Origin of the sequence: Azonexus sp., assembly GCF_030824335.1 — a bacterium.
Lineage (GTDB): Bacteria > Pseudomonadota > Gammaproteobacteria > Burkholderiales > Rhodocyclaceae > Azonexus.
This window is the reverse complement of record NZ_JAVBXX010000011.1, coordinates 1-13,443: the sequence shown is the minus strand read 5'-3', so window position 1 is coordinate 13,443 and position 13,443 is coordinate 1. Positions and strand designations below refer to the sequence as shown.

The 13,443-nt window shown below is 57.1% G+C and carries 13 protein-coding genes; 3 read left to right on the top strand and 10 right to left on the bottom strand.

Features of this window, described 5'->3' with window-relative positions:
* Positions 1-86 precede the first annotated feature (86 nt).
* Positions 87-1,175, bottom strand: a complete 1,089-nt coding sequence (trmA, locus tag RCI20_RS07600; protein ID WP_306604057.1) for a tRNA (uridine(54)-C5)-methyltransferase TrmA — start codon at positions 1,173-1,175, stop codon at positions 87-89.
* Positions 1,176-1,354: 179 nt separating this feature from the next.
* Here trmA and RCI20_RS07595 point away from each other — a divergent pair, with 179 nt between their 5' ends.
* Entirely contained in the window at positions 1,355-3,283 is a 1,929-nt protein-coding gene (locus tag RCI20_RS07595) for a sensor histidine kinase (RefSeq protein ID WP_306604055.1), read from the top strand.
* Complete coding sequence (locus tag RCI20_RS07590; protein WP_306604053.1) at positions 3,276-4,073, top strand: response regulator transcription factor; 798 nt, start codon at positions 3,276-3,278, stop codon at positions 4,071-4,073. Before RCI20_RS07595 ends, RCI20_RS07590 begins: the two co-directional genes overlap by 8 nt.
* Before the next feature lie 22 nt (positions 4,074-4,095).
* Here RCI20_RS07590 and RCI20_RS07585 read toward each other — a convergent pair whose 3' ends face one another.
* From RCI20_RS07585 to RCI20_RS07570, 4 genes are all read right to left on the bottom strand, one after another.
* Positions 4,096-5,910 (bottom strand): DUF1302 domain-containing protein, encoded by a 1,815-nt coding sequence (locus RCI20_RS07585; RefSeq protein WP_306604051.1) that lies wholly within the window; start codon positions 5,908-5,910, stop codon positions 4,096-4,098.
* A 9-nt stretch (positions 5,911-5,919) separates the two neighbouring features.
* Positions 5,920-6,147, bottom strand: a complete 228-nt coding sequence (locus RCI20_RS07580; protein WP_306604049.1) for a VF530 family protein — start codon at positions 6,145-6,147, stop codon at positions 5,920-5,922.
* Positions 6,148-6,222: 75 nt separating this feature from the next.
* Complete coding sequence (gene ycaO, locus RCI20_RS07575) at positions 6,223-7,965, bottom strand: 30S ribosomal protein S12 methylthiotransferase accessory factor YcaO (protein WP_306604046.1); 1,743 nt, start codon at positions 7,963-7,965, stop codon at positions 6,223-6,225.
* Positions 7,966-8,094: 129 nt separating this feature from the next.
* Entirely contained in the window at positions 8,095-9,723 is a 1,629-nt protein-coding gene (locus RCI20_RS07570) for a methyl-accepting chemotaxis protein (RefSeq protein ID WP_306604045.1), read from the bottom strand.
* Positions 9,724-9,883: 160 nt separating this feature from the next.
* Here RCI20_RS07570 and RCI20_RS07565 point away from each other — a divergent pair, with 160 nt between their 5' ends.
* Positions 9,884-10,597 carry a transposase gene (locus RCI20_RS07565; protein WP_306604044.1) on the top strand — a complete coding sequence of 238 codons (714 nt, stop codon included), beginning with the start codon at positions 9,884-9,886 and terminating at the stop codon, positions 10,595-10,597.
* 156 nt (positions 10,598-10,753) lie between these two features.
* Here RCI20_RS07565 and RCI20_RS07560 read toward each other — a convergent pair whose 3' ends face one another.
* The 5 genes from RCI20_RS07560 to RCI20_RS07540 form a co-directional block, all read right to left on the bottom strand.
* The gene (locus tag RCI20_RS07560; protein WP_306604042.1) at positions 10,754-11,299 is read right to left on the bottom strand and encodes a DUF3916 domain-containing protein; all 546 of its coding nucleotides are present in this window, start codon (positions 11,297-11,299) and stop codon (positions 10,754-10,756) included.
* 111 nt (positions 11,300-11,410) lie between these two features.
* A complete protein-coding gene (locus RCI20_RS07555; RefSeq protein WP_306604040.1) occupies positions 11,411-11,797 on the bottom strand; it encodes a hypothetical protein in 387 nt (128 codons plus the stop codon).
* 101 nt (positions 11,798-11,898) lie between these two features.
* Positions 11,899-12,339: a hypothetical protein gene (locus RCI20_RS07550; RefSeq protein WP_306604038.1), complete on the bottom strand. Its 441-nt coding sequence runs from the start codon at positions 12,337-12,339 to the stop codon at positions 11,899-11,901.
* A 112-nt stretch (positions 12,340-12,451) separates the two neighbouring features.
* Positions 12,452-12,946 carry an FxLYD domain-containing protein gene (locus RCI20_RS07545; RefSeq protein ID WP_306604036.1) on the bottom strand — a complete coding sequence of 165 codons (495 nt, stop codon included), beginning with the start codon at positions 12,944-12,946 and terminating at the stop codon, positions 12,452-12,454.
* A gap of 34 nt (positions 12,947-12,980) precedes the next feature.
* A partial coding sequence (locus RCI20_RS07540) for a hypothetical protein (RefSeq protein ID WP_306604034.1) occupies positions 12,981-13,443 on the bottom strand: 463 nt, incomplete at its 5' end.

The window sequence follows — 13,443 nt, the reverse complement described above, 5'->3', positions numbered from 1 at the left end:
TGTTGCGGTCGACGCCCGGATTTGAACAATTTTGCCGCCGTCAGGAAAGCTGTTCCGGGCGTCGGGTTCGCTGCGTTTTTGCCGGGTTAGCGGCGCTGCAGCAGCAGGCCGCACTCCAGATGATGCGTATAGGGAAACTGGTCGAACACCGCCGAGGCTTCGATGCGGTGCGTGGCCTGCAGTGCGGCGACATTTTCCTGCAAAGTCTGCGGATTGCATGAGATGTACAGGATGTGCTCGAAACCGGCGGCCAACTCCAGCGTCGCCGGGTCCAGCCCGCTGCGCGGCGGGTCGAGGAAAATGGTCGAGAAATGATGTGCTGCCAGGTCGATTTCCTGCATGCGCTGGAAAAGCTCGCGCCCAGCCAGTGCCGCGCTGATTTCTTCACTCGACATGCGCACGATGGCGGCGTTGGCGATGTGGTTGGCTTCCAGATTGTACAGCGCGGCCTTGACCGAGGTTTTGCTCACCTCGGTCGCCAGTACCTTGTCGAACAGCGGGGCCAGCGCAATGGTGAAATTGCCGTTGCCGCAATACAGCTCCAGCAGGTCGCCACCGATGCGTTCAGCCTGGGCGCAGGCCCAGCCGAGCATCTTTTTGTTCACATTGCCGTTGGGCTGGCTGAAGCTGCCTTCCAGTTGCTGATAGCGCAGTTGCCGGCCGTTCAGCTCAAAGGCTTCGAGCACCCAGTCGCGGGCGAGGACGATTTTCTGACCCCGGCTGCGGCCGATGATGCCGATCTGCAGTTCGTCGGCCAGTTGGCGGGCGGCGGCCTCCCAGGCTTCATCCAGCTTGCGGTGATAAATCAGCGTGACCAGCATTTCACCGCTCAGGGTGGCGAGAAAGTCGATGGTGAACAGTCGCTGGCTCAGTGTCGGATGGGCGATCAGATAATTGCGCAGGCGCGGCATCAGTTCGCAGATTGCGCTGCAAGCCACCGGGAAATCGTGCATCAGCACCGGCTGTTTCGGATTCTCCGGATCGAACATCGCGTAATCGAGAACATCGCCATGGTGCCAGATGCGGAATTCGGCACGCAGCCGGTAATGGCTGGGTTCCGACGTGAACACCGCCGGTTCGGGCAGTGAAAATTCAGCAAATGCCGTCTTGAACTGGGTCAGCTTGTCGCTGAGTTGGGCGTCGTAACGGGCGGGATCAATGGCGGGCAGGGGCATGGTGAGGACTTGAAATCGGGCAGGTTTTGTTTTGCCGGTATCCGGAAAACGCAAGGGGCGGAATATACCCCGGTTCCTGTTTTCTGGCGTGCGTCGTCACAACTCCCGGAGGTATAACAACGAAGCAGATCAGGGGTGAAGTGATACCCTTCGTATTCAAGTTTTTTTGCGCCTGCGCCATGCCTTTTCATTATTACTTCTGGATGTTCCTGAGGCGGCTCGCCATCACCATCGGGATGCTGTTGGTGTGTCTTACTGCGCCAGCCGTCTTTTCTGCCGAAACCGTGCATTTGCAGGTGCTGGTAGATCCGGCAGGGACATTGACGATTGACGAGGTCAGTTCGGCGGCCAGGGCGAGTGAGTTCCGGGATGTGTCCGGGAGCTTTGCCGGTGGTTACTCGCGGAAAGTTCATTGGTTTCGCATGACCTTGGATGCGCCGCATCGTGGTGGTGTATTTGATGCGGGGCCGCGTTTATTGCTGGAGGCACAACCGCCTTACCTTGACGATGTCCGGCTTTTTCTGCCACAGCCGGGTCGACCGGGATATTTTGTGCAAAAGACGGCAGGCGATATCCACCCATATTCTGATCGGGAGGTGCCTGGCCGGAATTTCGTGTTTAGTGTGGATTTTCCGGATGATCGGCCTCAGACGCTTTACCTGCGTCTGGAAACCACCAGCAGTTCGCTGCTCTTTGTGCGGGCCTGGCAGAACGCCGAGTTCGTTGCCGCTCAGACGCGCGAATACCTCGTGCTTGGTTTGTATTACGGTCTTTTGCTTGCCGTGTTGCTGCTGAATCTCTGGCATGGTCAGTGGCGCGAGGAAGCGGCGTATCGCAATTTCATGGCCTACCTGACTTCGGTGATTTTGCTGATGCTGGGGGTCAACGGTCTGGTCAGTGAGTATTTGTTGGCTGACTTTCCTTTGCTGGCACATCACTGGGTTTCTGTTTTCGTCTTTGTTTCGCTGGCGCTTGCCGCCAGGTTTCATCGCAGTATTCTCGAGATCGACAAACGCCAGCCACTCCTCAACGCCTACTTTTTGTCGCTGGCCTGGCTGCCCGTGCTGCTGGCGCCGGCGGCGTTGCTTGGCTATTTCCCGGAGTGCGCCAGTCTGTTGATGACCTGCGGCATGATCTCCCCGGTTTTGGGCATTATCCGCAGCTTGGCATTGTGGCGTCAGAAACGGGCCGGTAGCCAATTCCTGATTCTGGCCAATGCAGCCAGTCTCTCCGGATATACCTATTCCATGTTTGGGCTTCTTGGGATTACAGGAAGTGCCTTGACGCAACTTTATGGCATACAACTGAGTTCGCTGATCTCCCTGCTGGCTTTCAATTTCGTCCTGATGAGCCAGTTACGCCATTTGCAACGCGAACGCACGCTGGCCCAGAAGGCGGCCGAGCAGGCCCAGTCCGCTCATCTGGCAGTCAATCTGGTGCGGCAGCGACAAGGCGCTTTGCTCAGTATGCTGATTCATGAATTGAAGACACCGCTCGGGGTGATCCGTCTGGCTCTGGATCGCCTGGGTGGGGACGAACTGGCCTTGCGCCACGCCAACACGGCGGTCAGCGATATCAGTGCCGTGGTTGATCGCTGCATGAAAGCGGACAAGCTGGATCAGGGGATTATTACGGTCAAGCCATCCCCTTGTGACATGGTGATGCTGCTGCGCGATATCCGGACCAAGGCCACAGAACCCATCCGTATCGAACTTGAGGCACCTTTGCCTTTGCCATCCTTGCGCTGTGATCCCCTGTTGTTGCGAACCATCGTGGCCAACCTGATCGATAACGCCCTCAAATACAGTCCAGCCGGTAGTCGGGTGACGCTGCGTGTCGTCCCGCTGGCCCATGCCGAGGAAGGGAGTGCCGGCATCCAATTGACCATTGAAAATCAGAAAGGCAGCACCGGTTTGCCGGATCCCGGCCGTCTTTTCGAGCGCTATTACCGGAGTCCGGGAGCACATGCCAAAACAGGTTCCGGCCTCGGTTTGTTCATCGCACGACAATTGGCTAATCGGCTTGGTGGTTCCTTGAGTTATATTCTGCCGATGCCCGATGGCAAAATCCGTTTCTCACTCTGGCTCCCCTTGCTTACCCATGAATAAACCGCTCCACGTCGCCGTTGTTGAAGATCATGATGCCCTGCGCGAGATGACCGTTGCTGCGCTTGATATATCCGGGCATTTGGTCAAAGGCTACGAGAGCGCCGAAGCGCTGCTTGAGCAGTCGGACCCCATGTCTGTCGATATTGCCGTGCTCGATGTCAATCTCCCCGGTGCCTGCGGTTTTACGCTGGCGCAGCGCTTGCGCAGTGAAAACCCAAGTATTGGCATACTCATGTTGACCGTGCGCAACGCAGTCAATGACAAGGTGCGTGGTTACGACAGCGGGGCCGATATCTACTTGCCCAAGCCGGTAGAGCGTCAGGAACTGCTTGCCGCTGTTTCGGCCTTGAGTCGGCGAGTCCATCCGGATTCAGCGATCAATACGGCGGTTTCTGCGTTGAGTCAGGGTAAAGCCCAGCTTCTGCACACTTTTGCGCTGGATATTCTGGGCAAGCTGGAAAATATGCAGGTGCACGAATCGGCGGGGAAAGTAGCCGCTCCGGAAGCCTCGAGCTGGCGACTGTCGCCCGATGCCTGGTCCTTTGTCGATGCGGCAGGCAATTCGATGCAGTTGACGGCGCAGGAGCGCATTTTCCTAAAATCCCTGGTCGACAATGCCTGCCAGGCTGTTTCACGCGAGGATCTGGTCGTGGCGTTTGGCGAAAATCCCTACGAGTACGACTACCATCGTCTCGATGCGCTGGTCAGCCGCTTGCGCAAGAAAGCGACAGACCAAGGCGTGGAGCTTCCGGTGCGTGCCGTGCGCGGGGTGGGCTATCTGATTACCTGATGATGGCCTTGGTTGCGGGCTGCTAGAAACGTGTGCCTACAGCCAGTACCAGGTTGTCACGATCAGTCTGCAGGTTGTAGTCGCCGCCGCTAATTCGGGTGTAGAGAATATTCAGGAAGTACTGCTTGTGCCAATCGGCATGCAGGCCGGCTTGCAGGATTTTTCGTCCTTGCGAGAAAGTCCCGTCATGAGAATAGCCGCTGACGTCGTGGGCAGCGGTGAGCGACGGCGTCAGCGCAGCGCCGAACAATGCACCGGGAAAATTCGCGCTCAAGCGCAGTCGGTAACCCCAGGCATTGCTGGTGACGAACCCGTCGTGGGCGCAGGATTTTCCGGCCGCGCTTGTTTCGACGCAGGCTAGCCCGTCAATCGCTGCAACACCATAAGTGTCGGCCCGGCCGTAGCGCAGTCGTCCCGGATCGGGCAGGCCGGCGACGTGACTCCAGCCGATTTCGCCCGCGATCTGCACGCTGCTGGCACCGATGGCCTGGGCGGCCAGTTTGCTGCTCTTGTTGAAACCCAGGCTGGCTACGGTGACCGGGAAGCTGTCATAGCCGTCAAAGGTGCCGCCTGGTGGAATCGCGTTGATATTTCTCGACAGATTCAGCGCCGATGTCGGTGAACGGAGGAAAAAAGCGGCGACCAGATCGGCTGCGTTCAGGTTGATCGGCTGCTTGGGGCGATAGGCGATTTCCCCGAAAAAGCGTAGCGAGGTGTCCGGCTGGGTGGCGAAGCTGGCACCGTAGAGCTGAATGTCTTCAACGTAGCGCAATTCGTAGCGCAGGCCATTCGGGTCGGTCAGGCGGTTCATGGTGGCCAGTGAGCCGTAGCCGCCGGCGATATTCGGGTTGATGACCCGGATGCTGGCGCCCCGGTTATGGTAATTCATCGCATACAGCCGGAATTCGGTGTTGTCGGATGTCGGCCGGAAATTGACTGACAGGCCGTATTGCCCGCCGTCTCGCGCCAGTACATCGGAATTGCGTTTGGGGTAAAGGGACGAGGCCAGCGCGTTGGCATCGCTGAGCAAGGTCGGTGGGCCACCCAGCAGGGAAACGTAGTCGCAGCCCGGCTGGGCGTAATTGCTGGCACCAAAGAAGGTGCCGCAACCGGGCTGTACATGGTGCCGGAACTCGTATTGCACAAAACCATCCATGCCCCAGTCGCGCCCGGTTGCCAAATTGGCGTAGAGCATCCCGATGGGCAGCGCGCCTTCATGGGGCAGGGCGCCGGGCCGGCTTGGTGCAACGTAATCCCGTGGATTGATGGCATTGATGCCGCTGGAGAAGAACTGGGAAGTTCCCCAGTTCACCACCTGCCGTCCCAGTCGCAGGTCGAGGATGGCATCGTCGGTGAAATTGAAGCGTCCGAAAGCATACGTATCAGCGAATTGCGCATTGCTGAATCTGGCGCCGGGTTCGAAGCCCTTATCGCTTAAGGGCGCATTTTGCTGAAAACCATTTGGCACATTGCCGTAAGCCCGCTTGCCGTTTTCCAGCTCGAAATCGTGCCAGGCTTTAGCCCGCACAAAGAGCCCGAGGTTGTGGCGCCTGAGCTCAAGATCGAGCACCGCCTTGACTACACTGGAAACCGCCTGGCCTTGCTTGAAATTCAGATCGTTGCCGCCCGCTGTTCCGCTCAGTTGTCCGGTGGCATGGCCGACGCTGCGGGCTGATGTCGTACCGAGAACGGCGGGATCGATTCCCTCGGTCCGGATCATGGTGCCAGCCGTCAGGGTGCCATTGAGCTTGCCGGCGACGCCTTTGCCCAGTGAAAAATCGGCTGCCATTGCCGGTCCGGCAAGCAAGAAAACGAGATAGCTACGGAATCCGGGCATGGTGATCAATCAGCCCTGTCGGCGCAACATGTAAACGTACAACGACTCTACCCGCTCACGTGCCCAGGGTGTGCGACGGAGGAATTTCAGGCTGGAGGCAATGCTCGGGTCGTGTGTGAAGCAGCGGATATCGATTTGCTGCCCCAGTTCGGCCCAGCCGTAGTGAGCGACGAGTTGCTGGAGGATGGCCTCTAACGTGATGCCGTGCAGGGGATTTTTGGGTTGTTCGTTGGACATGCGTCGTTCAGATGTTGATCAGACAAAACTGGCCGCCAGACTGGCGATGATGAAAGCGGCCAATTTTGCCCGATTTCAGGCGTTGACCGCAGGAATTGATGCATGAACCTTGGCGTATTCACCGAGCAGACGCTGGTGCAACTCGCAGCCTTGCAGCGTCAGGCCCGGTGACTGCAGGCCGAAGAAGCGCACTTCGCCATCGATCAGGTCGGTGGCAAGGTCCAGCGTCTCGTCGCCGTACAAGGTGGCCAGCGCCTCCTCGTAGAGATTCGGGTCTTCCATCTCGAGCAAGGTCGCGATGCAGCGGTAGGTCTGGCGGCGGTCGGCGTCGATCTGGCCGAACTGGCGTATCCATTCGCAACCTTCGCGCACCGCATCCATGTCGCCAGCGGCTAGCGCCAGCAGGGTCTTCAGTTCGCCGACGCGCAGGTCGGACCAGATCGAGCCGGCATCCGGGGCCAGACCGATCAATGCAGCGACCGGGCGTTCATCCACGATGTCCATGTCGTTCAGCGCGTCGAGCAACTGGCCGGCTTCATCGTCGTCCAGTTCGGCCAGGTTCAGGATGGCTGGACGCAGCACGGCGCCGTTGCTGTTGTTTTCCCATTCCAGATCGTCGACCGGGTAAATTTCGGACATGCCGGGGACCAGGATGCGACAGGCGTAGACGCCAAGGTGGTCGAAGTCGGCAACGTAGATTTCGTGGCCATCGGCCTGGATACGCTCGCACAGCCAGCGGTAATCGTCGGCGGTGCTGCCGTTTTCCAGATCGTTGAAATTCCAGTCGACGAATTCGAAATTGGCCGTTTCATTGAGGAAGTTCCAATGCACGATGCCGCTCGAATCGACGAAATGGATTTCCAGATTCGGTGCACTGGCCACTTCTTCCTGATCCAGCCCCGGTGGCGGGAAGCCATCGAGTGCGTCCAGGGCGCGGCCCTGCAATAGTTCGGTCAACGCCCGTTCCAGGGCAATTTCGAAACGCGGATGGGCGCCAAAGCTGGCAAAAACGCCTTGGTCACGCGGGTTGAGCATGGTCACGCACATCACCGGGTACTGGCCGCCCAGCGAGGCATCCTTGACCAGAATGCCGAAACCGGCGGCGCGCAGGCCGGCAATGCCGGCAGCGATGGCGGGGTAGCGGGCGATGACTGCTTCCGGCACATCGGGCAAGCACAGACCTTCGGCGATCACCTTGAACTTGACGTGACGCTCGATGATTTCAGCCAGCGCCTGGGCGCGGGCTTCGTTCTGCGTATTGCCGGCCGACATGCCATTGCTGACATACAGGTTGCTGATGATGTTGACCGGGAAAAACACTTCGGTCTTGTCGCTCTGCCGGATGTAGGGAATGGCGCAGATGCCGCGCTCGAAATTCCCGGTATTCATGTCGACCAGCGCGCCGGCGGGAATGCTGGTTTCCGGGTTGTAGAAAGCTTGCAGTTCGGGCGTCAGCAATTCGACGGGCCAGGCATCGTCGACCGCAGGAAACCAGCGTTCGCGCGGGTAGTGGGCGAAGCTGGCGTTAGCCACGGTTTCGCCGAGGTAATAGTGATTCCAGAAGTAATTGCACGACAGGCGCTCGAAAAACTCGCCCAATGCGCTGGCCAGGGCGGCGAGCTGGGTAGCGCCCTTGCCGTTGGTGAACATCAGGTGGCAGGCGCGGTTGCGCAAATGGACCGACCACACGTTGTCGACCGGGTTCAGCCAGGTGCATTCCTCGACATCGAAGCCTTGCGCCAACAGCTTGGCCTGCATGGCAGCGATGGAATGTTCGAGCGAGGCATCCTTGCCCGGTATGAAGTGTTCTTTTTGCATCGGGCATCCTGCCAGAGAGAGGGAAGAAATAGAGCTTGGGCGCGCAGTGTACGCCACACTTCAACCGGTCGGATGCAAAACTTCCCCGAGGTGAATTTCAGGGAAGTTTCCGGGTTGACCGCAACAGGCTCAAATCTTGAAGCGGCCGACGATTTCCTGCATGCGATGTGCCGTCTGGTCCATGCTGCTGGCCGCTTGCGAGGTTTCATGGGCAATCGCGCTGGCTTCTTCCGACTGGGTCGCGATCTGCTCGATCTTCACCGCGACATCGGTGGATGCGGTCGACTGCTCGCGCAGGCCATTGTCGACCTCGCGCACTACATCGGCCACTTGCTGCGCCATCTGGCGCAATTGGGCAATCGATTCGCCGGCCTGCTGCGCCAATTCGACGCTGCTGTCCGCCAGTTCCACGCCCTGGGCTACGCCATCGACCACTTGTCCGGTCGATTGCTGGATAGCCTTCACCATGCTGCTGATCTCGCCGGTCGAGACTGCCGTCCGTTCGGCCAGCTTGCGCACTTCGTCGGCCACCACCGCGAAACCGCGTCCCGTATCGCCAGCCCGCGCGGCTTCGATGGCGGCATTCAAGGCCAGCAGGTTGGTCTGATCGGCAATGTCGCGAATCACCGCGACAATGCTCGAAATCTTCTCGGATTCCTGTTTGAGTTCCTGGATCTGGTTTGCCGCATTGCGCACAACGCCAGCCACCTGGTTGATCTGGTCGATCAATGCGCTGATCGACTGATTGCCCCGTTCGGCTTGCGCATCCGAGGCATTGGCCAGGCGCGATGCTTCATTGGTGTTGTCGGATACATGGTTGATCGAAACGGTCAGTTCCTCGACATTCGCGGCAATCGCCGAGGCCGCGCTGCTCTGGACCGAGGCCGACTGGTCGATCAGATTGACGGCGTGGTTCAGCGAATTCGATGCCTCGAGAATCTGCTTCGCACTGCTCAGGGTTTCGCCCATCGCACCGCGCAGCGATTGTTGCATCTCGCCTACCGCCCCCAGCAATTTGCCAACTTCATCACGACTGACCGCCGGCAACTCGCCACGCAAATCCCCGGTGGCGATGCGTCGGGCGGCAACGACCGCCGTATCCAGTTGATTGCCCATCCTGCGGGCGATCAGGTAAGACACCAGCAGTGCCAGGACGATGCCCGCTACCAGGGCCGAAATCCCGCCGATGAAAGCGGTTTTTACCTGCGTTTCGGCACTGAGCGCCGCTTTGTCGGCACCATCGTCGTTCAGCTTCGCCAGTTCGTCGGTCTTGTCCCGCATGTGATTGGCGGTAGTCACCCATTCGGTTCGGCGCAGTTTCTGCGCCCCTTCCTCGTCGCCGGTACTGGCCAGCGCAACTGCCTTCTCGACGCTTGCCTTGTAAGCCGCTGCAGCCTTCACCGTTTCCTGATAGACCTGCCTTTCCTGCTCGGAACTGATCAGCTTCTCGTATTTGCCCAGCGCCTGCTGCAACGACTCATCAAGCTTGCCGAGACTGCTGGCAATCTTGGCCTTTTCCTCTGCGTTGCCCGGCAACATATATTCCAGGCTGCGCACCCGGTAACGCAGGCGCAACTGGCTGATTTCCCCGACAACCTGCACCGAAGGCAGCCAGTTTTGAGCGATCTGCTCGGTATCCTTGCCAACCGAGTTGATCTGGAAAACACAAAAAATCACCGCAACGATCAACACGCCACCGCTGGCAAGAAAATTGATCAATAGCTTGTAGCGCAACGAAAGATTGTCAAACCAGCTCATGATTGCCCCCCCAGGTCACATAGCCGATGGATAGTCCAAAAATGATAATCCAAAAGGTTTTCTCAATTAGTAATTAATTTCTTGCTTGAAGTCCATTGGTGGAAATCAGTGTGCGTGGAGCAACAGAAGGGGGCAATGTTGCTCGGCAGTCCTCTACGAAATGATTGCGGTCGACCAGTTCAAAGCCATGAAAAAGCAAAATGACGCGGATGAAGCCTGCGCCATTACTCGGTCGGAGTCGGGTTGGAAAAGGGAAACTGCAGCCTCCAGCCAGCATGCTAAGCCGTGTTGGAGGGGGGGCGGCGAGATCAAATCTAGGCCCAAGAACTTTGTGCCAGGCATGGGGTTGAACGTTATAGGTGGTGCGGCAGTTTTCTGCCAAATGACCGTTGACACAAAAATTCTTACACGCCACATCCTCAGCAGTGCCGGCGGGCAAGTCCGTTTCCGCTACCGCGACAGCCAGAGCAGGAAGATGCAGGAGCGTAGCCTGAGCGGTGCCGACTTCCTGCGCCTGATCCTGCAACACGTTCTGCCCAAAGGTTTCCGGCGGGCGCGCTTACGGCTTTCTGCATCCGAACAAGAAGCGCTTGATTGCCTTGCTGCACATCGTGCTACGAGTCAAACCGCGCACCCCGCTGGTCGAAGCCAAGCCCCGCCCGAAATTTCTCTGCGCCTGCTGCGGCGCGCCGATGAGGGTCAAGCGGCGGCGGCTACCGCCTGCCACGGTCGACCGACGACGAAGTGCCGATTTGCCGCCGGAGCCGGCGGTGTAAACCAGCGCACTCAAGAAACCGCTGCGCCTTGCCGCGCCACGGCCGCGCTCGCCCTGAAAATGGCTCGAATTCTGCGGTTGACCGTAGAAATGGCCTGATCGACGGCCCTTGGCAAGCGTGCAGGCCATCAAGAAAAATGCCGGGACAGCCGCCCGGCATACATTACAAATAAAACCAAAAAGCTATTTACAGGGAACCGGGCCTGTTCAACAACCGGTTCAGATCGCGGCTCGCTTCGCGATCACGATCTAACCTTAATCGTTAGCCGGTAAGACTTCGCCAAAAAACCAAATCTCGCCGACTACAAACCAATCATCTTCTTCGCTCTTGTAATCTACATAAACGCCAAGTTCGTGGACCCCTGCAGGCAGTATCAGCCCCCACTCTTGCGCGAGACTTCTCCTCGTTATCAGTTTTGTGGTGCCATATTCATTTCCCCCCTCAGAAGCATGCTCCAAAAATGCCTTCTCTTCGAGGTAAATACATACTCGACTATCGAACATCAAGGGTAGAGATATCTTGGATGTAACTCTGAAACTGCTGGCCACTAACGGCTTTGCTGCTATCAGGTAACCGCAAACGTCAATAAGCCTCTGAGCGCACTCAACCTGAACAGTTCGTTTGGCATGTTTTCCTTCGACAAGATTGGATAAAACAGGAATTTTCCAACTGCAATATTTTTCATTTCGGTCAAGTTCCTCGGGGAACCACCCAATAAAACTTTCTGACCACCTTTTAAGCGATCGCAGTCTTCGCGGAATTCCCCGAACTTTTTTGTCAGTGAGCGAGATTCTTCTCATAACGGCTAACGTTGTAGGTAAAGGGTGCTGCGCGAGGCTTTATCGCGCAGCGTCCAGCGACCGGAGGGAGCGACTTTGACCGGAATGTTAGCAGGCATCGGTTGCATATTTTTATGAGCCCCCGGCGGAGAATTTGGGCCATAGAGCTTGGTGCTGTTCAAACAGAAGCGCGGCAAGATCGCTGGGTAGATTGAGTCCTGCTGCGTTTGAGTTTGAGAGCAAAATTTCCATTTCAGTCAATGTGTCAAAACCGGTTGTGACAGCATGAATAACCAAGAGATTGCAAGTAACAAACACTCGCTCATGGCCCTCTGTAACGCTCACTACCCCAAGTCTGATGAGCGAATAAAGCTCATGATCGGCAGCAAGGAATCTGGCTTTTCGCTCAAAAATCAACTCGCGCAGTGCCTGGAAGTACTGTTCTTGCTTTTGGCCATAGTCTAGCCCGGCAATAAACCAGAGTTCCTCATCGGTGACGGTTTCGATCAGCGGATGCATGTGGCTGCTAACGTAGAGCTAACCGGCGCTGCGCAGCTTTATCGCGCAGCGTCCAGCGTCCAGCGACCGAAGGGAGCGAGGTTGAGCGCCATGTTGGGGGGCTAGAGGCTGATACCGAGCGCATTAAGTAGGGCCGCGATGAGCAAAATGGCAATGAGGGCACCGGCCACCATGAGACTGAACTGGAACAAGATAGCGCCTGCCCCAAGTGTTGCAGCGACGCCCGCAAAACGCCAAGGCTCACGAGCAACAAAGGAAATGGCGGCGAGAACAATCGCCAGCGCACCAAGGGTGACGGCCGCCGCTGAAATAACGCCATACCAATCGGGTTTTCTTTCGGCCTCTTTGTACTCGACGCCCTTTGCTTTTGCGACCACCCGCACTTTGATTTTCTGAGCGGTGTCGACCACAACCTTATCCACTGGCGCGGGCGGCATAACGATGGGCAGGACCCAAGTGGGAAGAACTGCGGCCAGAATCGCGAGGCACCCGAAAAAGGTGCCAATCATTCCGAGCCAGTGAACCTTAGTAGCAGTAGTCATATTGGAGACCCCCAACGTTGTAGGTAAGGGGCGCTGCGCGGCGCTTTATCGCGCAGCGTCCAGCGACCGGAGGGAGCGGCCTTGACCGATATGTTAGGAGTGCAGATAGTCACTAGCCGCCCCTCGCGTAAATCTTGAAGGTTGCCGACCTATCAGCTACTGGCCTAGGGAGCCCATGACAGCCAATGAGAAAGTTTTGTTTTTCACCACTTTTAAGCGGTTCTTGAATCTGGGTTGAGCATTGGTAAATGAACACGCCGTCTTTATCGAAGAGATCGGCATAGATGTTCAAGTAACGATCACTGTCTGGGCCTTTGTTCTCTACCGTACCAGTAAACTGTTTTTCGTAAATCATACGAAAGTTGCCACATTCTGAGCTTGTAGATGTGCCCGATGTGTCGGCAACTTCTTTAGCATTAGTTATCACCAGCTGATCGCTGGTCGGGCGCTCCTGTTTGACTATGTGGCTATCGCTTACATCAACGGAGCGACCGGGAAAAGTAAATGAGCCAAAGCTCATTAGCACTGCCATAACGAGCAGCAAAAAACCAAGGCCAAATGCAGCGCCGTGAAGGACGGCGAAGCAGAGCTTTTTAAAGGCTGACATTACATCTCCCAATGAAGGCTCCTAAGGTTGTAAATCACCGGGCTGCGCGGCTTTTCGCGCAGGTCCGGTGGATTGGAATGTTAGAACGCCGTCGTAAAAACCAAACGGACAGCAAGAAAAACAGAAGTGCGAATTGCAACCATGCTGAAATGAGGAAAAGCAAAATAGCTGCCGGGCCACCACCATCGTTGACCGCCCAATACCAAAATGCATCTGGGATGACATACTCAAGAATGCTTGCCAGTGGGGCACCGGATAGGATGGCCACGTTAATCAGACTGCTTGCACCAGACAGAAAAACTATCGCAAGCACCACTGCAGCCAGAACTGAGCTGAAGAGAACCGCGCTAACTATTTGAATTGGCCGCATGACGAGTTCTAACGAAGCTGTAGAAAAATAGTGTTCATCCCGGCATCGTGCCGTGAACCATATGGAATAACAAGGTTCAAACCTGAAGACGAGTTCAGGGGGCGGCAATGGCACGCTACAAAGCAAT